Below are 18316 nucleotides of genomic sequence, written 5' to 3'. Positions count from 1 at the left end.
GTGACCAATGCGACTCACGAAAAGCCTGTCAGAAATTGATCTGGCAGGCTTTTTGCGTACGCGCATGATGTTCTCCTGAAAAGGTTTGCAGCCAACCAAAGAGGAACATGTATCCTGTTGGAGGGCGGCCGCTGTTGAGTTTGCGGTGCGAGCTTGTGATGGGCTGTGTAGACCGGGGTCATGGTGTAACGGCAACCACTGCCGCGACTAATCTGACCGGTGATGGTCATGGCATTGCGGCGCTGAGAGAGATTATCGCCTTCGATACCGGTGGGGTAGGGATTCTATGATGTGATCATGCCCGGTGATTGTCGGGGTAAGGTTGGCAATGTTTCACGGGAAACATTGATAGGGTATCTCTCCTGCTTTCTTTCGCGTTTCGGGTCTAGCTATGGGATGGCCAGGCCTTTTTGATGGGTAAAGTGCCGCGGCCAGAATAGCGAGACACGAGCGTGATGCCAATGGGGTAGTGCTACCCCTTCTGCGATGCCGTTGTCAGGTAAGCGGTACTCGTGTTGATGGTCGGCTGATGAAGCGCCAGCAGCGTTTGCTCTGCCATGGCCGGTGTCACCTCAGGGTCGCTGAGCCAGCTGGCGATGAAGCCGGCAACCGCAGCGGCCAGATACGCGGCGTTGAGACGGTTGACCGGCGTGTCGGCGACTTTGGATAACGAGCGGTCGCCGGCTATCACTTGCGCGTAAATTACGTCTGTCAGCTGTTTTTGGAAGGTCCCGTCGTCCTTGGCGAATAGGCGCTGGAGAGTTTCCTGCTGATTGGTGACACCTGCAATGATGCCTTCAACGTATTGGCGCGTCCGGTTGGCGTCGATCTGCGCCAGGTCCGTATCGGTGGTGTGGAAGGCCCCAGAGATTTCGTCTAGGACCTCGCCGATGATGTGATCTTTTAGCGTCTCGAGGTCGGGGTAATGCTGGTAAAAAGTATTGCGTGCACACTGGGCCAGGGTGCACAGCTGACTGACCGTAATGGTGCGGCAGTCGTGCTCGGCCAGCAGCGCCAGGTAGGCCTGTTTCAAGTTGGTTTCGGTTTTGCGGTAACGCAGATCGTTTTTATTCATGATTTTTCCTCTTACCGGACAGTATACCCTTTAAGTGACACTTAACGCACAGAAAACCCTACTTTGCCAGTTGAAGCCCGTCATGGCGCTTTGTATAGTGAGGTTAGATAACGAAAGGTGAGGATAAAACATGAATCGAGTCGCATCAATTCTAGGCATCAAGTATCCATTCGTCCAAGGCGCTATGTCGTGGCTGACGGATGCCAAGTTTGTCGCCGCCGTCAGCAATGCCGGGGGAATGGGCATTCTCGGCCCCAACGCCGGCGCGCACACGGTGACGCCTAGCGCCGATGAAACCGCTGAGCGCATGCGCGAACAGGTCAAGCAGACCCAGGCGCTGACCGACAAACCGTTTGCCGTCACGCTGATCGTGGCCGGTGGCGACACATCGATTTTCACGAAGAAAATTCTGGACGTCGTCATCGAAGAACACGTGCCGGCCGTGCTACTGAACTCGCTCGGCGGCGTGTCCAGCGACACTTACGGCGTCGACCCGGCAACCATGAAGACGCTCAAGGACCACGGTATTAAAACCATCGTGCGCTCCCTGCAGCCGTCGATCGAGGACGCCCAGGCCGTCGAAAAGCAGGGCGCGGACGTGTACGTGGCGACTGGCTTTGACGAAGGCGGCACCATGCCCGGCGGCGAGATCGGTTCGTTTGCTATCATGCCGATGATCGCCGACGCCGTGAAAATTCCGGTGTTGCTGGCCGGCGGGATCGCCGATGCGCGCACTGTCAACGCGGCCTTTGCGCTGGGCGCGGAAGGGGTCTACGTTGGTTCTCGCCTGATCCCGACAACGGAAAATCCAGCTGCGGAGAACGTCAAGCAGCTGATCGTGGATTCAAACGCCGAGGACCTGACCCTGTTCCGGACGCTGCCAGACTACTACCGGTCTTTGCCGACCAAGTTGGTTGACCAGCTGGCCGAAAACGACCGCACGCTGCCGGCAGCCGAAGCCAAAAAGGCCAACGCCAAGCTGATGGGCGGCACCAGCGGCATGCGGATTGGCATGCTGGATGGTGACCTGGAGCGCGGCTATGTGTCCGTGGGCACTGGCATCTCAATGGTGCACAGCATTCAGCCAGTCAAGGAAGTCATCGATGAGATGATGGCCGATTACGACGAAAACGCGAAGTAGTCTTTTCCCGCAGCACGACTGAGCTGCGGCCATCAAAAAACACGTCTGAGGTTTCGCATGCACTTGGTGTGCGAGCTGTCCGGCGTGTTTTTTACGTTTTGGCGCGGCTGGTCTGAACATGCAGTTTCTTGATCACCGCCACAGTATTAGTCAGTGATAGTATAGAAAAGGATCGTCAGCAGAGGTGAGCGTTTTGGCACACATTAAAAACAATCAGATTCACCCGGATGTGCGGAAATTAGGGGTAGTGGTCCGCAAGTTGGTGCCAGAGATGAGTGCGAAATTTTTCCGCCGTGGGAACTGGTTCATGAGACACTTCGCCCAAAGGCATTTTCCCAAGGACATGAACGTGACTGAGCACTGGGCGCAGCGCCCAGATGGCAGTCGCCTGCGGATCATCGTTGCCCAGCCGATGCAGCCCAAACCGCTGGCGACTGGCGTGCTTTGGCTTCACGGCGGCGGCTACGCAATGGAGATACCGGAAATTGACCTGTCGTATGCCCGGCACGTGCAAGCCGTGAGCAATGCCGTCGTCGTCATGCCCGATTATCGCCTGTCTACGGAAGCCCCGTACCCGGCGGCGCTTGACGATGCTTATTTAGCGTTGAGGTGGATGAATGATCATCATGCGGCGCTCGGCATCAATCCTGAGCAGTTGTTTGTCGCTGGCGAAAGTGCCGGTGGCGGCTTGACCGCTGCCCTCACGCTGTATGCCCGCGACCAGGGCGAGATTCCCATTGCCTTTCAGATGCCGCTTTACCCGATGCTGGATGATCGGCCAACCGCGTCTTCTGCGGAAAACGATGCGCCGATTTGGAATACGAAGAGCAACGCCAACGCTTGGCGGCTGTACCTGGGGGCGGCTTATCGCACCGATCACGTTTCGCCGTACGCTGCCCCGGCGAGAGCCACGGACTATCGCAATCTGCCACCGACGTACACGTTTGTCGGTACGATCGAGCCGTTTTACCAAGAAACGTTGACCTACATTAAGCATTTGCAGGATGCCGGCGTTGCCGCGCACTGCGACGTTTACGATGGCTGGTTTCACGGCGTCGACATTGTGGCGCCTAAGACCGCGATTGCGAAGAAGGCCACGGCTGCCTGGCAGGCCGCGTTCAAAGCGGCGACTGAGAAGTACTATTGGCGGCATGATGGGTAGCGCCGGCGCACTCAGAAAACATTTCCAGTGGCTCAGCCGGACAGCTACCGGCAAATTGAGTGCGGATGCTTACGGGCGTCCGTTTTTTTGTGCGACGGAGCAAAGCTTCAACTACAATGAACGAGAAAATAGAAGCAAAACTAAACGAGAATATTAACTTCATTGTGTCTGGGAGGGCTGTATGACTATTAGAGAACTACACGACAGCGACGACGCAGAGTACCGACAGCTGCTTAAATATGCTTTTGACTGGTCGATGGATGACGATGAGGAAAAAGCAAATATCATGGAATTTCAGCATGCCAGCGCCTGGGGTATTGGCGAACCGCTGGTCAGTGCGCTCACCGCGATTCATCTTGATGTTCGGATGGGAGAAACAACTTTTAAGATGGCCGGCGTCAGCGACGTTGCTTCATATCCCGAAGCCAGTGGGCAGGGCAATATTGAATTGCTCATGCGGCGAGCGCTGGATACACTTGTTGATCAAGGGTTTACACTCGCGTATCTCATGCCGTTTTCAGCGCCTTTTTATCGGCGATTCGGGTTTGAGGATGCCATCACAGAGACCACCAATGAGGTCAAAACGGCGCGGCTGCCGAAGGTGAAGATGCCGGCGGGCGTTGAGGTGCGCCGTGAGGCATGGGCGACCGCGATTCCTACGCTCAAGACGGTGTATGATCGAAACCCGGCAACCCGGCGCGGTGGTTTAGTGCGCCAAAAATGGTGGTGGCAGCTGCGCCCGTTGCGTGATACTGGGCTGCAGGCCGCAGTCGCATACCGTGATGGGAATGCCAGTGGCTACCTAATCTACAAACGAGCCGACGACGAGTTTAGTGTCGATGAATGCTTCTATGATGATGCTGAGACTGCTCAGGTGCTGGTCGCATTTGCTTTCGCCCACCGCAATACGGTCAAGACCTATATCTACCGCACTCCCGATGCCGGTTGGCTGGGAGATTTATTGCCGGAGCCGGGCGCACTAACCAGCACGACGCGTGCGTTTGGGATGGTGCGAGTGCTGAACGTGCAGGATTTTCTGCAGCGCTACCCGTACACCACGAATGACCTCGGCCCGATTGTGATTGGGCTTAGTGATGAGTTTATGCCGGTCAACTCAGGCTCATGGCGACTGGCGATTGAGGGCGGGCGAGTCTTCGTTGAACGCACCGATGCCGAGCCCCAGGTCCAGATCGCTGGCCAGCAGCTGGTTAAGGGTAGCTTGGCGTCCGCTCGTTTGAGAAACTGGCCTGGCTAGGGCAGGTTCATGGCGATCCTCAGAAAATCACTGAGTTGAGTCGGGCCTTTACCTCACGTCAGACGCTGTTCTTTGATTATATTTAAGCTGATGGCGGCCACGCAAAAACGTCGGGATAAGGGTAGCTGGGCCTGATCTCGACGTCCTTATGCACCAGTCTCGTAGTTGAGGAAGGAGAACTGAAGGCTCTCATCGAGGCTTTTGTTGCGTCGGCGAGGATAACTCTTTTCATGGTGCGAGTTGATAAAGAATTATGATAAGCTTTGAGCACATACGTGAAAGGAGATACCCGATGAAAAACTTGCAGGCTGGCGGCTTCCTCTTCGTGGGCGGCGCCATCATTATGACGGTCACTCAGTTCGGCAAAGTCGTTCCCATCATCGGCGGGGTGTGCGCGCTGCTCGGCGCAGGCATGCTGATCTATTATCTGTTTAGCAACGAAGGCAAGTATTAAAAGTACAAGCTTGACGAGAAAATACTAGTTTCACTCAGGCGGTCCTTTGGGGTCGCCTGTTTTCTTGTGAGGCCTGGGCAGACTGAGCAGCTGGGTGTCATCAACAAGGGTACACCATCGTGGAAGTCTTAACCCTGCTTAGTCGGGGATGCTATTGTCTAATAAGTATGCTTACAGGCCAAGCAGCGTTTTCGCATTGTCGGTCAAAATCTCCTTCTTCAGCGTTGGCGTCAGGATCTCGGCACCGTTCATCATTTTGATGACCATGTCCAGCAGGGTTGGGATTTCGGCGAGTTTTTTGTGCTTGGCGTAAAAGTGATCAAAACGGTGAGCGGTTTGCACCAGCTTCATCTTGCGGCTTGCTTTCTTATCGTCGGCATCAACGATTATGCTGAGCAGCTGACTGGAAAGCCCCAGTTCAGTGTAGGGTATGTCGCTGCCGTAGAGAATGTGTTGCTCATCTGCGAGCGTCAGCAGCATTGGCAGTTGCCGGGGAAAAACCGCGCCCGCAGTGTCAAAGTAGACGTGCTTCATGGCCGCGAACAGGTCTGTCTGGTATTGCGCTTTTACGAACGTCTCGTCGCGGTCGGCAAGAATCCCGAGAAAAGCCCCGGCATGAGGGACAATCAGCTTGATGTCGGGAAAACGGTCAAAGAAATGGTATTCAAGCAAGTTCATGAAGGTCATCGTCGTGTCGATGAAAAACCCCATCAAGGGGGTAGGTAGGTCGATATTGACGTTTTTAGGCAGGTCTGAGGGCTGATTTGGGTGCATCGCGACGACCGCTTTGGCCGCGTTTAATTGCGCATAGACCTCGTCAAATATGGGCGACCCAAAATAGATGCCGCGAGTATTAGTCGGGACAGTGAAGCCTCGGGCATGATGGGCGAGGGCCCAGTTCACCTCAGTCACTGCATCGTTGACATACGGCAGCGGCAGTGAGGCCAGGTAGCCCAGCTGATCCGGGTGGGCAATGGTCAAGCGCTCGCCTTCTTCGTTGGCCTTGCGCGCGATTTCCAGTGTCTCCTGCCGATCGCCAAAGTTGAAGTGTGGCGAAGACAGCGACAGCACCGAGTAGCTAATATTATTCTTCTTCATGAAGTCCAAGGTCGTTGCCGGTGTCCAATCAGGAGTCGCCCAGCCGTCTGGATTACCTGGGATATGGCGTTTTAATGCCTCAGTGTAGATCTTGGGTAGGTAGTGCGTGTGAACATCGATAATACCAGTCATCAGAACATCTCCAAATTTTTTATCAACACCGCGTCTATTTCAAACCCATCGTAGGACGGTTCACGGGTCCGGGCAATGACCATCTTTCTATAAAGTGTTGAGTTCACTGTCACAATTGGGTAGGCCATCTCGTGACCAACTGAACCGCGTGTTGATTTATTTTGACTGGCGCCGAATAATAGAAACAAATTTAAATCCGAGAGGCAGAGCCAGTGCATAAGAAAATTGTGGAAACTGAGGGCAGTATTAAGAAAGCGTTCATTGCCTTGATGAGGATGAAGCCATTTGAGCAGATTTCGGTGCGTGATATCACGCAGGCGGCGGGTATCAATCGGGGGACGTTTTACCTCCACTACGCTGACAAATACGCACTACTTGAGCATTACGAGGACAATCTGGTCAGCCAAATCACGGCGTTCTTTCGCGCTGACTTTGCGGACACGATGATTGTCGCAACAGCGGAAAGGACCGGGGAGATGACGTACCCCGTGGTGCGGGAGGTCGTCGGCTTGGTGGCCGCGGAATTTGACATGTTCAAGGTTCTGTTCGGGCCAACGGGTGATCCGCGCTTTGAATTTCAGCTGGAGAAGATGGTCCGCGCCTCGATTAGTGAACGGCTGAATCAACTCAAAGGACAGGTGGCGGTGACGACCACGATTCCCCAAGATTACGCCTGGGAGCTAATCATTTCTGGCTTGTTTAGCATCGTCAAGACCTGGCTGCAGTCCGCCAACCCAGAGTCACCGGAGACGGTTTGCGCAATCATCATGAAAACGCGCTTTTTAAGCCCGTATGATCTGCTAGGCATGTCTGAAAGGCAGGAGTCCCTATGAGCAAAGAGCGTTTGACCACGTTTATCGACGCCGTGTTGGCGATTGTGATGACCATTCTAGTGTTGGATCTGAAGCTGCCTGAGCAATAACGGTGGGCGGCTTTTGGGCCCTGAGAGATCAGTTCATCGCGTATTTTATCAGCTTCTTTTGGATCGGGGCAATGTGGGTCGGGCTGCACAACAACTGGCGCCGGGTTAAAACGATCACGCGGGCTGCGCCGTGGCTCGGTATCGTGTTGCTGTTTTTTAGCTCGCTGGTGCCTTATGCGACGCGGATCGTCTCGGCCCACTTCATGAGCGTCGGCGCGCAAGTCTTCTACGGCCTGATCATCATCGGCGTGACGCTGGCCAACTTGGCACTGTACCGGTCGGTGCTGGGGGATGCGCCTCGCAATCGCCTGCTGTTTTGGGACGTGGTGGTGAAGTGCGCGGCATTGCTGTTGACCTTCGCCTTTCCGCCGACAATGATGATTGTCACCTTGCTTGCCGCCATTTTCTGGGTGATCATGGGCCTGCAAAAGTACTGAAAAGTAAGTACGCAAAAGGCGCCTGACGAATTTTTTGCCAGGTGCCTTGTTGATCGATCAGTAAACTGGTCGCGTTTGCCCTTGGGTATCGGGATCTGCGATGCCAATGCTGTCGTTAGCCGCGTAACTGGAGTCTGCGACGATTTTCAACACAACATCGGCGATGCTTTGGCGAGAACCGGAGACACCGTTATAAGGCTGGCTCTTCGTCGTCACGGTGTATTTCACCTCGTCTCGGTCGTTCAGCCATGGCAGCCGCAGGGTGGTGTAGGTCAGCCCAGAAGCGGCGAGCAGCCGATCCGAGTTGATCGCGGCATCTAGGCCGCTGCGGACTTGGTTCAAGTTCCATTCGCCGAACTCACCAGGGACTTCGTTATAGATCCCTAGGATATTGGTGAAGACGACGCGGTCAACATGGTGCCCCTTCATAGCGGCAATCACGTTTTTGGTCATGGCATTATCGGCATCGTGATCGACGACGGCAACGAAGACGAGATCCTGTCCGAAGACGGCGGTAGACACTGATGCAGGATTCTCAAGATCAGTCTCGACGACCTTCACGCGCGGGTTATCTGCGAGGCTAGCCAACCGCTCTGCGCGCCGAAGACCCAGGGTCAACTCAACGCCTTTGAATTGCGGTTCAGTCAAAATCCGGTGTTCCACGATGCGGGCAATTTGCCCGTTCGCCGCTAAAATGAGTAGTTTCATGTTGTTCCTCCTATTTTGTGTACCCCTTTTTGTTGATGTCATCAGCTTAAGGGTTACAGTTGGTTGAAGCGCAAGCCTTTTTTTAAAATAATTTTGGGCGCCGTTAGGACAGCCTTTTGGGGACTTCTAGCATAAAAACTGTGTGGGGGAAAGCTTTAGTCGCTGGCGAGTAGCCCAACGGTAATGCCTTCATCACGGGGGTTAAAGTAACTGTAATTAGGGCTTGGCTTACAGTGGGTCTAAGGGATTATGATAGAGAAAATCAAGAGACGAGGTAGACCAATGACATACACGGTTCAAGAGGTAGCAAAGAAAATGGGATTGACCACATATACGGTGCGCTTTTACCATGATCACGGCCTGTTGCCATACGTGAAGCGGGACGAGAACAACAATCGCGTGTTCGATGATGTGGATCTGGAATGGGTGCACCTAATCACGTGCCTGCGCCAGACAGGAATGCCGCTGGCCAACATCAAGCATTATGTGGACTTGGTCATTGCAGGCAGTGACACCGTGCCTGAGCGATACCAGATTATGCTGGCCCAGCAGCAGCGGACGCTTCAGGAAATCGATGAGTTAAATCACCATCTGGAAACCATCAATAAGAAGGTTGCCCATTACGCTGACGTCTTGATCAACCAAAAGCCGGATAGTTATGAGCCTTCAAACGTGGCCGAAGCGCCGGACAAAGCACCAGACATGCAGCTCACCAAAGCATAGTTAGCTAGTTAGAAAAATGCACGCCCACCAGGCAAGGTGAGCGTGCATTTTTCTGGATTAGGCAGCGAGTGGCTTGTTAATTACTTGCTGACGATGAGCAAAGATTTGATGGCCTCGCGCTTGTCCATGGCCTCATAGGCAGACTGGACATCTGCTAGGTCGAAGCGCTGGGTGAAGACGTGGCCCGGGTGAATTTTGCCCTGCAGGACTGCGTCAAGCAACACGCCGCGGTCGTAGGTCGTCACGCTGGCGATCCCGCCGCGCAGACCGACGTTGGTCCAAAACGGCATCGCGTTAGCATTGGTCGCTTCTTGCGGCACACCCACGCGGCCGACGATGGCCCCTGGCCGCGCGACCTTGATCGCGGTATCAACGGACAGCGCTGTGCCAACACATTCCAGCACGGCGTCCGCGCCGCCGTCGGTCATGGCGAGGACCTTGGCAACGGCCTCGTCGCCGCGTTCCTCGACAATGTCAGTGGCGCCAAATTCGCGTGCCATGGCTTGCCGATCGGCGTGACGGCTCATCGCGATAATGCGCGTTGCCCCCATCAGCTTGGCGGCGATCACACCGCACAGGCCGACCGCACCATCGCCCATGACCACGACCGTGTCGCCTGGGTGAACTTCGGCGCTGGCCGCCGCGTGGTAGCCGGTGGCCATGACGTCAGAGAGGGCCAGCAGGTCATTGAGCTGCTCATCGGTGTAATCCTCAGGCTGCCCCGGAATCTTGACCAGAGACCAGTCGGCCTCGGTGTAGCGAACGTACTCGCCCTGAAAGCTGCTGCTGCCATGGCCCTTGGCATTCAGGCAGTTGCCTTCGAATCCGGCCTTGCAGGCGGCACAGTGACCGCAGCCATGTGTGAACGGTAAGATAACGAAGTCGCCGGGCTGAACGTGGGTGACCCCATCGCCAACCGATTGCACGATGCCAATTGCTTCATGCCCAGCCGTGGTGCCCGTTTCGCGCTTGTCGAGACCGCGGAACCACCAGAGGTCAGAGCCGCAGACGCAGGCACGCAGGATTTTGACGACCGCGTCCTTGGGTTCTTGAATTTCTGGCATGGGAAAATCCTTGAGGACGACTTTACCAGGTTTCTCAAATACTGTCGTTTTCATTTTTATTTGCTCCTTATAGTTGGTTTAACCATTGCTGAATTTGCGTCTGGGCAGTGGCCACTTTTGAACCTGGCAGACCCAGGGCAGACGCGATTGAATGCTTACCCGCGGCGCGCTTGAAGACTGCCTCGTAATCGCCGGGCGTACCGGCGTCGGTATAGAACGGGGCGAGTCGAACATCATCATCTGGAATTGCGGCTAAAAAGCTCAGCACTGGCGTAGCGGGGGCGCCGGACCAGACCGGGCCACCAACCAAGATAGTGTCGTATTTGCTCAGGTCTGGTAGCGGCTCGGCCAGTGGCGGCAGCTGACCAGCCTTTAGTTGCGCTTTTGCAATGTCGGCGGTTTCGTACATGTCAACTGAAAAGGTGTCTGCAGGGGCCTTGATCTCATATAGATCTGCATGAGTTTGGGCGTGCAACCGCTCAGCTAAAGCCGCTGTGTGACCAGACCAAGAGTAATAGGCAATTAGTGTTTTGTTCAAATGATCGACCTCCTTCATGGGCAAACCGGATTGCTCATGAAGAAGCATAGTCCATTACAGTAGCTGTAAGGCAAGCGGATTTTGAAGATTATTTTGCCGAGCCGGAATAATTCGATGCAGATCTGAGCCACGCTGTAACTAAAAACACCACAGGGCTGGGGGGCGTGAGAATCGCGCCTGACCCTGTGGTGTACTTTCACTTGTGTAACTTCTATTTATTATGTCCGGTTCCCCTTAGTCAGAAGAAAGTGAGACCAGGGATCACCGCGTAGAAGCGTGCACATTGTTAGCTGAGTGTGGCCTTTACCACGGCTGGTTCGTCGGCCCAACGGTAAACTCGTTGACGTTGGTGTCTTCTGGCATATCGATGGCGAATTCGACAACTTTGGCGATGCGATCCGCCGTAATCTCGTAGGTGTCATACTCGTGCTTCATGTTAGCGGCGACTCCCTTGTCCGTGATGGTGTTCAGGAGCTCAGTCTTGATCGCGGCGGGGTAAATCGTCGCGGTGCGAATGTTGCTTTGATCCTGAGCGGATTCCATGCGCAGCACTTCCATCAGGTCGCGAACGGCCCACTTGGTCGCACCGTAAACGGCACCGCCAGGGTAAGCCTTGAGGCCGGCGACGGAGCTGGTCGCGATGAAGTGGCCGGACTGTTGCGCTTTAAAAATCGGCAGGGCGGCGGCGATGCCGTTGAGCACGCCTTTCAGGTTGACGTCGACGATGCGGTTCCACTCCTCAACTTTCAGCGCGGACAGAGGCGAGTTCGGCATCAAGCCGGCGTTCAAAAACATCACGTCGATGCCGCCAAACGTATCCTTGGCCAGCTGCACGAGTGCCTTGCTGTCCTCGGGCTTAGTGACATCAGTGACGCGGTAAGCAGCCTGACCGCCGGCGTTGTTGATGGCGTTAGTCAGTGCCTTGAGTTTTTCCTCGCGGCGCGCGCCCAGCACGACCTTGGCGCCGTGGCTGGCGAGCAGCTTGGCGGTTTCGGCACCGATGCCGCTTGAGGCGCCGGTAATGACAACAACTTTATTTTCGATCATAAGTATTTCCTCCTAATTTTGACGAATGGGCCGGATAATTTTGGCCGGGACGCCAGCCACAACGGTGTTGGCCGGGACGTCGTGAGTCACGACTGCGCCGGAGCCGACGATGGCGTTCTCGCCGATCGTCACGCCAGGATTGACCGTCACATTGGCGCCCAGCCAGGCGCCTTTTTTGATGCGGACGGACTTGAGTACCAAGTCGCGGCGGAAGGCCGGGTCCTCGTTATGGCCGACGGAGATCAGCATCACGCGCGGGCCAAGCAAGACGTGGTCCTCAATGGTGATGCCGCCCAAATCGACGAAAAAGCAGTCGCGGTTGATGAACACGTGCTCGCCGATAAACGTGTGCGGGCCGAAGTCGGTTTGAAACGGTGGGTTGATTGCCGAGGTGGCAGGTAGTGGGGCATTCAGCAGGTGAGCCAGCAGGGTGCGGCGCGCGGCGTCTTCGCTGGTCTGATTGAACCTAATCAGCTGCGCGCTAGTTTGCGCCACGATGGCGTCAACCTGCGCTGGCAGCGCGCCGGTCCAGCTGACCGCCCCGGCATTGATTAGTTGTGGCAATGGGATACTCACGAGATGACCTCCTTTTGATGACAAGATTTATCATAAAGACGGCCGGCTGTTCTGTCTAATACCTATGTCGGATGCTACACTATAGCTAAAAAGCATGGAGGTGGGCGCAATGGAGCTGCGTGTTCTGCGATATTTTCTGATGGTGGTCGACGAGCGCAACATCTCACGGGCGGCCGCAAAGCTGCACGTGTCGCAGCCGACGATTTCCCGGCAGCTCAGCGAGCTGGAGGCTGAATTGGGCGTGACGCTGTTCGAACGCGGCCAGCGTCGCATTGAGCTGACCGTCGCCGGGGAATACTTCGCCCAGCAGGCAAGGCAGATCGTTTTGTTGGCGGACAAAACTGTCGCAAACGTCCAGCGCAAGCACGATGTCCGCGGCAGCGTGATGATCGGCAGTGCTGAGGCCCCGATGATGGTCAGTGTGGCGGCGGCCATCAGACACATGCGGGAGACGGCCCCGAAAGTCGTAGCGAATATTTACAGCACCGACGCGGAGGATGTGCACGCCCGTATGCAGACCGGCTTCTTTGATTTTGGGGTCGTCATGGAGCCGACGGACAAGCAGGATTATCATTTTATCAATCTGCCAGGCGCCACCCGCTGGGGCGTGTTAGTGAAAAAAACTTCGCCACTGGCGCAGCTTGAGGGTGTCACCGCCAGTGATTTGCACAATCAACCCGTCATCATGACCAGGCAGCGGGGCAGCGTCGACCGTTTGCGGGATTGGCTGGGGGCCAGCGCCAAGCAGTTTCCAGTGGTCGCGACTTACAACCTGCTGTATAACGCATCACTCATGGTCAGCGCTGGGATCGGTGTGGCCGTGTGTTTAGATGGCATCGTCAATACGACAGGGACGGATCTGCAATTCGTTCCGCTGAACCCACAGCTGGAAGGACATGCCAGCTTGATCTGGCCGAAAGCAGGGCAGCTGTCACCGGCCGCGCACGCCTTTTTGGATGCGATGATGGCAAACTTGCCAGGTGAGAAAGCAGCCGATTAAATAACGGCAGCACTTGCCTTGTCAACGGCAAATTCTGGTTTAGCCGAAGGAATCAAAGGAACTCTGTCAGGGGGGAGACTTCGAACTCACCGCTTGAATTCTGGCGGCACGATGATGCTTTCTATTTAGACCGTATAATAGATGTAAAGTCTGGCAATTGCTGCATCGACCAAGGGAGGGTGCGTCATGAGTAAAGTTCACATTCCAGTTGCCTATTATCAGGCGCCTGACAAGCGGCTGCAGGCGACCCAGGACAAGCTGTTCGCTGCCTTGAAACAGCACTTCGATGCCGGTGAGGCGTTTGCCAACATCAGCGTGAGCGCCTTGTGTCAAACAGCCAAAATCGCCCGCCAGACCTATTACCAGCATTACGACAGTATTGGCGAAATTATCGAAGTCACCGTCGCCCGGGTCATCAATTCGGCCCTGCAAAAAGCCGATCAAGCTCTCGATCCCAGTGAGGAAGGGGCGCCTTTGAAGGTCGATTTGCTGCTTGCACATCGCGATTTGATCGCCATGGTCCGCTGGGCCCACGCCGGCGATCTCATTGTTGCGTACCTCAGCCGCGAGATTCGGCGTGTGAGCAGTATTGAAGGGACCAACATTCCGATGAAGGGGATCATGATCGACCTGCTGGCGCGCATGTATCTCGCTTTCGCCGATGTTGTCAACGAACACCCTGAGCTGAGCCGCAGTCAGTTGATCACAATTTTTCAGAAGATGCTGCCGGCGCCGGCCAAGATTTTCCGCGACCTATAACCCCAATTCGAAGAAAAATGACAGAATGGCCATGTTTGACAACAAACACGGCTATTTTTAGTAGGTGCTGCCTCATACAATGGGTTTATTCAATCAGGAGGCAACCAACATGAAATTAATCACACTAGAAGAACACTGGGAATCACAGCGCGTTAATGACGCTGCTAAGCCGTACATGCCAAAGCCGGCCAATCCGCACAAAAATTCGGATGACCACAGCATTGAAGAGTTTGTTGCTAAGACCAAGCGCGACAACACTGAGCTCATCAGCGCCGGTGAGCGGCGCCTGGCTTTCATGGATCAAAACGAGATTCAGATGCAGATCATGGGTTACGGCGACGACACGCCACAAAATCTGGATCCAAAGGTCGCCATTGACCTGTGCAAAATGGCGAATGACGATTTAGCGAAGGCCATCAGTGCGCATCCCGACCGTCTTGGCGGCTGGGCGACGTTGCCGGTTGGCAATCCCGAAGCGGCCGCCGCGGAACTCGAACGCGCCGTCAAGCAGCTCGGCCTGCAAGGTGCGATGATTCACGGTTACTACGATGGGCACATGTTCGACGACCCGATGTACGAGCCCATTTTCGCCAAGGCTGAAGAACTCGATGTGCCGCTGTACTTCCATCCGGCAGTGATCCCTGAAGAAATCAGTGAGCACTACTATCAGGGCCAGGGCTGGTCGGAGCTGACCGCCTTCACCTTTGCCGGCGCCGGCTGGGGCTGGCACGAAGACCTCGGCGTGCAGATGATCCGCCTGATCCTGGCCGGTGTGTTTGATCGCCACCCGAAGCTCAAAATCATCACCGGCCACTGGGGCGAAATGGTGCCGAATTTCCTCGAACGGATGGACCAAACGTTGGGCCTGACTGTCCACCTCGACCGCAGCATCAGCCAAACCTACCGCGACAACTTTTACATCACGCCAAGCGGGATGTTCTTCCCGGCGCAGCTGACGCTGGCCATGACCGAGGTCGGGGCCGATCATCTGCTTTACTCGCTGGATTACCCCTACAATCACCCGGCGGACGCGCAGAAGTTTCTGACTGAATCTGACTTGACGCAAGCGGATCAGGAAAAAATCGCCAATCAGAATGCGGCCGCGTTGCTGCATTTGAATTAAGGAGGGGCCTCATGAAAAACTTATATACCTTGACGCAAGTTGACCCTGGCGTCTACAACATCAGCGAAAACATTACAGATCGCCCCATCAAGTTCTCCCAGCAGCTCGTGGTCGGTACTCAGCGCGCCGCAATGATCGATGCCGGGTTCGGCATTGACCGGGACCTGCTGAAGGAAATTCGTAAAATTACCCAACTTCCGGTCATCTGCCTGCTGACGCACGGTGACCCCGACCATACCGGCGGAGCGGAGTTGTTCGACCAGGTTTACATGAATCCCGCCGACGACGCGGTGATGAAGGCCGCGTTTGATCCGCGCTTTCGCCTGCACGCGATTGACGTGGCCAGTGGCCACAACGCTGAGCTGGTTGCCCACATGCAAGCCGAAGAGCCGCAAGACGCCAGTTTCAGCTATCAGCCGCTGCATGATGGCGACCGCTTCGACCTTGGCGGCACCACATTGACCGCATTAGCTCTGCCAGGCCACTCGGCCGGCAGCATGGTGTTTGTCGATGTTGACCGGCACTTGGGCTTTACTGGCGACAGCCTGGCTACCCTGACCATGAGCGAGCTTTACGATGCGCGCTGTGCCTCGCTCACCGTTTGGGCGAATGGGTTGGCTAAGCTTCAACACCTGGTCGGGGATGACGCACAGCTTTACAGCGGTCACCGCGTTGACGCGTTTCCACCTCACGTGCTCAGCACCTTGATCCAAGGGGTCGCCGACATCAAGGCGGGCGGCGGTCAAACCGATACGCCGATTACGCAGATGCCGACCGGGCCAGTCACCGACAGTGACACCATGCATCCGCGGACGCACAAAATTGCTGGCACGACTTTTGTCATTATGTATAACGCACTCAACATTTAGGAGGTTTTTATGATGACTGATAAAAAATTCTATGATGCCCCGCTGGATCAAACTGATAAGCAAGCGCTCGCCGACCGGGCCGAGATCCGCGAACTACTCGAGTACGAGCGTTACACGCGGGACAACGGCCTGTATGCCCAAGAGGCGGCCTGCTACAGTGACGACGCCCAGATTCACGTGTCCTGGTATGACGGCCCCGCGAAGGGTTATTTTGAAAAATTGGCGCAGGCCAACGGCGGTGGGTCGAAACACAAAATCAATTACACCACTGTCTGGGTCAATGGGACCAAGGCGATTGGTGAGATGACGGTGATGATGCTGTCGCCGCGCATTAAGCTGGACGGCCAGGCCGTTGATTTGCACTCCTACGCGCGCATTTTCACCCGGTTGGAGAAGCAAAACGGGGTCTGGAAGATCCTGTCCGGCGATTGCATTTACGAACGCGATGAGTTGGTCCCGGTCGTCCCTGGCCAACCGATCAAGATCGACACGCAGGAGCTGGCTTCCTACCGCGAAAGCTACCAGGGCTTGTGCTACGTCCTGGCCCGGACCGGCCTCAAGAGCAGTGCGGATCTGCCGGGCGATGACAAGCCTGTGACAGTCGAGAAAGTATACGCGGACGCCAGCAACTGGTTCTTCGCGTAGGCTGTGAGAGATAAAAAGGCACTGCAGCCCGCGGAATCACCAGCGTCCCCATCACGTTCCATCTAAGCGGCAACTAAATTTAAATGACAGCAAATCTCTCCCCATGTTTGCAGGAATACGCAAACGTGAGGAGAGTTTTTACTTTAATTTCGAAAGATTGGTAAGGGATGGTGCTACACCGCCGCCTCCATCAGCCAGTCGCGCTGGGGGTCGCTGCCCACGACAAAGGCGTGCTCGCCGACTTTGTGGAAGCCGCGTGCGGCGTAAAAAGCCTTGGCCGGTTCGTTATGTTCCCAGACGCCGAGCGCGATGGTGTCCTTGTGCCGGTCCTTTGCCATTTTCAGCGCATGAGCGTAAAGCTTGCTGCCCAGACCTTGGCGCTTGTACGCTGGTAAAATGTAGATCCGCTCCAGCTCCAGCGCGTTTTTCGCCTTCACATCGGCGGTCACCGCGCCGTCGACGTTGAGCTTAAGGTAGCCGGCCGGGGTGCCGGCGACTGTGATGAACCAGAAAGTCGTGCCCAGCGTGTGCAGCTCCTGAGTGAGCTGTTCGGGCGAGTACGCCGTGTCTAGGAAGGCCGCCATGTCGGCCGGGGCCGTGTTGGCGTTGAAGGTATCGGCAAAAGTGGTGCGGGCCAGGCGCACCAGTGTGGGGATTTGGGGTTCGGTGACAGGGATGATTTGGATATTGGTCATGTTAAAGCTCCTTAACCGTTTGTGCAGGCTGACGTGTCAGCCAGTCCGTTATTGCAGTTAATCTTACGCTTCGGTGAGTGATTTTGCTGCTGATACTGAACTTATTCACGCATTTTTATGCGGCTGCCGCTGCACCGCGACGGCTCTGCGTTTTGGGCCCGGGTTGTCCAACTGGTTTGCGGTCGTGCTGGTCGATAACAGCGCCTTCTAGCAGGATTGGTGAATGCTATTAAGATTTTCCAGAAAGCGCTTGCAATGTGATCCGTTCATCTGGTAAACTTAATTTATGGAAGAGATAAGACACTTCCAATATGAGATGGTTCCACGAAGACGTTTCCTCCAGCGTCTTTTATCCCCCTCCTTAGGATAGAGTTGCCAAGCAGCGAGCAGACGCTGCTTTTTTAATGCCATGAACGAGGAATACCAGTTAGCCATTATCGGACAGTACCATGCGAGTCACATGCCCGCACAGCGAGCACGTATCGGTGCCTTGCTTAATCATGGTTGGTTCAAGAAAGGTGACGTCTTCTAAGATGACTGCGACTGAGGAATCCAGCTGAAGTAGCTGGGTCGCTTCGTTATGCCCAAATTGAACATGGGTGAAGGTGACGGTCAACGCGGTCCCGTTGCCGTGAATGACGGATGGCGCCGAGACGTGATCGATCACGCAAGAGTCAAAAGTCAGTGTCCGCATGTAAGAGCCGTTTTGCATGACAGATTTGTCGCCGCGATTGTAGCTGATCAGCCGGCCGATATCGTTTATCAGACAACGCTTGATGGTAATGTTCTCAGAGGGCTGCTGATTTTTATCCGCATCGATTGCGTAATACTTAAAAAACCCCAGTTTACAATTCAAGTGCAACACCCTGACGACTAGACCAGAAAGGCCATGA

The 18316-nt window shown here is 55.3% G+C and carries 21 protein-coding genes and 1 pseudogene; 13 read left to right on the top strand and 9 right to left on the bottom strand.

The genetic code is table 11. From position 1 onward, the window contains the following. Positions 1-472 precede the first annotated feature (472 nt). Positions 473-1075: a TetR/AcrR family transcriptional regulator gene (locus tag FC75_RS12110; RefSeq protein WP_054662666.1), complete on the bottom strand. Its 603-nt coding sequence runs from the start codon at positions 1073-1075 to the stop codon at positions 473-475. A gap of 130 nt (positions 1076-1205) precedes the next feature. Here FC75_RS12110 and FC75_RS12105 point away from each other — a divergent pair, with 130 nt between their 5' ends. The 4 genes from FC75_RS12105 to FC75_RS12900 all read left to right on the top strand — a co-directional run bounded on the left by FC75_RS12105 (position 1206) and on the right by FC75_RS12900 (position 5087). Continuing rightward, positions 1206-2216 carry an NAD(P)H-dependent flavin oxidoreductase gene (locus FC75_RS12105; RefSeq protein ID WP_054662663.1) on the top strand — a complete coding sequence of 337 codons (1011 nt, stop codon included), beginning with the start codon at positions 1206-1208 and terminating at the stop codon, positions 2214-2216. Positions 2217-2409: 193 nt separating this feature from the next. Then, complete coding sequence (locus FC75_RS12100) at positions 2410-3378, top strand: alpha/beta hydrolase (RefSeq protein ID WP_202813290.1); 969 nt, start codon at positions 2410-2412, stop codon at positions 3376-3378. A gap of 181 nt (positions 3379-3559) precedes the next feature. Beyond that, positions 3560-4633 (top strand): GNAT family N-acetyltransferase, encoded by a 1074-nt coding sequence (locus tag FC75_RS12095; RefSeq protein ID WP_056989986.1) that lies wholly within the window; start codon positions 3560-3562, stop codon positions 4631-4633. A gap of 292 nt (positions 4634-4925) precedes the next feature. Further along, positions 4926-5087: a hypothetical protein gene (locus tag FC75_RS12900; RefSeq protein ID WP_164506147.1), complete on the top strand. Its 162-nt coding sequence runs from the start codon at positions 4926-4928 to the stop codon at positions 5085-5087. Between the two features lie 171 nt (positions 5088-5258). Here FC75_RS12900 and FC75_RS12090 read toward each other — a convergent pair whose 3' ends face one another. Next, on the bottom strand, positions 5259-6317 hold the full coding sequence (locus FC75_RS12090) for an amidohydrolase family protein (protein WP_056989985.1): 1059 nt from the start codon (positions 6315-6317) through the stop codon (positions 5259-5261). A gap of 212 nt (positions 6318-6529) precedes the next feature. Here FC75_RS12090 and FC75_RS12085 point away from each other — a divergent pair, with 212 nt between their 5' ends. From FC75_RS12085 to FC75_RS12080, 3 genes are read left to right on the top strand one after another with little or no spacing between them, the layout of a single operon-like run. Next, the gene (locus FC75_RS12085) at positions 6530-7150 is read left to right on the top strand and encodes a TetR/AcrR family transcriptional regulator C-terminal domain-containing protein (protein ID WP_054662654.1); all 621 of its coding nucleotides are present in this window, start codon (positions 6530-6532) and stop codon (positions 7148-7150) included. Continuing rightward, positions 7147-7239, top strand: coding sequence for a TMEM175 family protein (locus FC75_RS13160; RefSeq protein WP_263849553.1), 93 nt, complete (start codon positions 7147-7149; stop codon positions 7237-7239). The genes FC75_RS12085 and FC75_RS13160 overlap by 4 nt, the downstream gene beginning before the upstream one ends. A gap of 2 nt (positions 7240-7241) precedes the next feature. Further along, positions 7242-7676: a TMEM175 family protein gene (locus tag FC75_RS12080; protein ID WP_056989984.1), complete on the top strand. Its 435-nt coding sequence runs from the start codon at positions 7242-7244 to the stop codon at positions 7674-7676. Between the two features lie 57 nt (positions 7677-7733). Here FC75_RS12080 and FC75_RS12075 read toward each other — a convergent pair whose 3' ends face one another. After that, positions 7734-8384 (bottom strand): NAD(P)H-binding protein, encoded by a 651-nt coding sequence (locus FC75_RS12075; protein WP_054662648.1) that lies wholly within the window; start codon positions 8382-8384, stop codon positions 7734-7736. 282 nt (positions 8385-8666) lie between these two features. Between FC75_RS12075 and FC75_RS12070 the strand changes: the two genes are divergently transcribed. Then, positions 8667-9107: a MerR family transcriptional regulator gene (locus FC75_RS12070; RefSeq protein ID WP_054662644.1), complete on the top strand. Its 441-nt coding sequence runs from the start codon at positions 8667-8669 to the stop codon at positions 9105-9107. Between the two features lie 80 nt (positions 9108-9187). Here FC75_RS12070 and FC75_RS12065 read toward each other — a convergent pair whose 3' ends face one another. The 4 genes and pseudogenes from FC75_RS12065 to FC75_RS13265 form a co-directional block, all read right to left on the bottom strand. Next, positions 9188-10225, bottom strand: a complete 1038-nt coding sequence (locus FC75_RS12065; RefSeq protein ID WP_054662641.1) for a zinc-dependent alcohol dehydrogenase family protein — start codon at positions 10223-10225, stop codon at positions 9188-9190. A 13-nt stretch (positions 10226-10238) separates the two neighbouring features. Then, positions 10239-10709 (bottom strand): flavodoxin, encoded by a 471-nt coding sequence (locus FC75_RS12060; RefSeq protein ID WP_225350701.1) that lies wholly within the window; start codon positions 10707-10709, stop codon positions 10239-10241. Positions 10710-11012: 303 nt separating this feature from the next. Next, positions 11013-11756 carry an SDR family oxidoreductase gene (locus FC75_RS12055; protein WP_054662635.1) on the bottom strand — a complete coding sequence of 248 codons (744 nt, stop codon included), beginning with the start codon at positions 11754-11756 and terminating at the stop codon, positions 11013-11015. 30 nt (positions 11757-11786) lie between these two features. Continuing rightward, positions 11787-12005, bottom strand: a pseudogene (locus tag FC75_RS13265) (DapH/DapD/GlmU-related protein); the annotation flags it as partial. Positions 12006-12441: 436 nt separating this feature from the next. On the opposite strand from FC75_RS13265, the gene FC75_RS12045 reads away from it, so the two are divergent. The 5 genes from FC75_RS12045 to FC75_RS12025 all read left to right on the top strand — a co-directional run bounded on the left by FC75_RS12045 (position 12442) and on the right by FC75_RS12025 (position 16728). Then, the gene (locus FC75_RS12045) at positions 12442-13332 is read left to right on the top strand and encodes a LysR family transcriptional regulator (protein ID WP_056989983.1); all 891 of its coding nucleotides are present in this window, start codon (positions 12442-12444) and stop codon (positions 13330-13332) included. A gap of 186 nt (positions 13333-13518) precedes the next feature. Beyond that, positions 13519-14091, top strand: a complete 573-nt coding sequence (locus FC75_RS12040; RefSeq protein ID WP_054662632.1) for a hypothetical protein — start codon at positions 13519-13521, stop codon at positions 14089-14091. Between the two features lie 109 nt (positions 14092-14200). Beyond that, positions 14201-15214 carry an amidohydrolase family protein gene (locus tag FC75_RS12035; RefSeq protein ID WP_162230900.1) on the top strand — a complete coding sequence of 338 codons (1014 nt, stop codon included), beginning with the start codon at positions 14201-14203 and terminating at the stop codon, positions 15212-15214. Between the two features lie 11 nt (positions 15215-15225). After that, on the top strand, positions 15226-16083 hold the full coding sequence (locus FC75_RS12030) for an MBL fold metallo-hydrolase (protein WP_056989982.1): 858 nt from the start codon (positions 15226-15228) through the stop codon (positions 16081-16083). Positions 16084-16095: 12 nt separating this feature from the next. Then, positions 16096-16728 (top strand): nuclear transport factor 2 family protein, encoded by a 633-nt coding sequence (locus FC75_RS12025; RefSeq protein ID WP_162261123.1) that lies wholly within the window; start codon positions 16096-16098, stop codon positions 16726-16728. Between the two features lie 173 nt (positions 16729-16901). Here the strand turns inward: FC75_RS12025 and FC75_RS12020 are convergent, their stop codons facing one another. Together FC75_RS12020 and FC75_RS12015 are read right to left on the bottom strand one after the other, a co-directional pair. Then, positions 16902-17423 (bottom strand): GNAT family N-acetyltransferase, encoded by a 522-nt coding sequence (locus FC75_RS12020; protein WP_056989981.1) that lies wholly within the window; start codon positions 17421-17423, stop codon positions 16902-16904. 427 nt (positions 17424-17850) lie between these two features. Next, a partial coding sequence (locus FC75_RS12015) for a hypothetical protein (RefSeq protein ID WP_235808747.1) occupies positions 17851-18316 on the bottom strand: 466 nt, incomplete at its 5' end.

This window comes from Lacticaseibacillus camelliae DSM 22697 = JCM 13995, assembly GCF_001436615.1.
Lineage (GTDB): Bacteria > Bacillota > Bacilli > Lactobacillales > Lactobacillaceae > Lacticaseibacillus > Lacticaseibacillus camelliae.
Note: the sequence above shows the minus strand (reverse complement) of the source record. Positions and strands in the feature narration are given on the sequence as shown.

Excerpts from the sequence above, each read along its gene's own strand:
- FC75_RS12070 (WP_054662644.1), top strand. The coding sequence starts at position 8,667 with ATGACATACACGGTTCAAGAGGTAGCAAAGAAAATGGGATTGACCACA.
- FC75_RS12055 (WP_054662635.1), bottom strand. The coding sequence starts at position 11,756 with ATGATCGAAAATAAAGTTGTTGTCATTACCGGCGCCTCAAGCGGCATC.
- FC75_RS12090 (WP_056989985.1), bottom strand. The coding sequence starts at position 6,317 with ATGACTGGTATTATCGATGTTCACACGCACTACCTACCCAAGATCTAC.
- FC75_RS12030 (WP_056989982.1), top strand. The coding sequence starts at position 15,226 with ATGAAAAACTTATATACCTTGACGCAAGTTGACCCTGGCGTCTACAAC.
- FC75_RS13160 (WP_263849553.1), top strand. The coding sequence starts at position 7,147 with ATGAGCAAAGAGCGTTTGACCACGTTTATCGACGCCGTGTTGGCGATT.
- FC75_RS12040 (WP_054662632.1), top strand. The coding sequence starts at position 13,519 with ATGAGTAAAGTTCACATTCCAGTTGCCTATTATCAGGCGCCTGACAAG.
- FC75_RS12110 (WP_054662666.1), bottom strand. The coding sequence starts at position 1,075 with ATGAATAAAAACGATCTGCGTTACCGCAAAACCGAAACCAACTTGAAA.
- FC75_RS12045 (WP_056989983.1), top strand. The coding sequence starts at position 12,442 with ATGGAGCTGCGTGTTCTGCGATATTTTCTGATGGTGGTCGACGAGCGC.
- FC75_RS12020 (WP_056989981.1), bottom strand. The coding sequence starts at position 17,423 with ATGACCAATATCCAAATCATCCCTGTCACCGAACCCCAAATCCCCACA.
- FC75_RS12900 (WP_164506147.1), top strand. The coding sequence starts at position 4,926 with ATGAAAAACTTGCAGGCTGGCGGCTTCCTCTTCGTGGGCGGCGCCATC.
- FC75_RS12095 (WP_056989986.1), top strand. The coding sequence starts at position 3,560 with ATGACTATTAGAGAACTACACGACAGCGACGACGCAGAGTACCGACAG.
- FC75_RS12105 (WP_054662663.1), top strand. The coding sequence starts at position 1,206 with ATGAATCGAGTCGCATCAATTCTAGGCATCAAGTATCCATTCGTCCAA.
- FC75_RS12075 (WP_054662648.1), bottom strand. The coding sequence starts at position 8,384 with ATGAAACTACTCATTTTAGCGGCGAACGGGCAAATTGCCCGCATCGTG.
- FC75_RS12035 (WP_162230900.1), top strand. The coding sequence starts at position 14,201 with ATGAAATTAATCACACTAGAAGAACACTGGGAATCACAGCGCGTTAAT.
- FC75_RS12065 (WP_054662641.1), bottom strand. The coding sequence starts at position 10,225 with ATGAAAACGACAGTATTTGAGAAACCTGGTAAAGTCGTCCTCAAGGAT.
- FC75_RS12025 (WP_162261123.1), top strand. The coding sequence starts at position 16,096 with ATGACTGATAAAAAATTCTATGATGCCCCGCTGGATCAAACTGATAAG.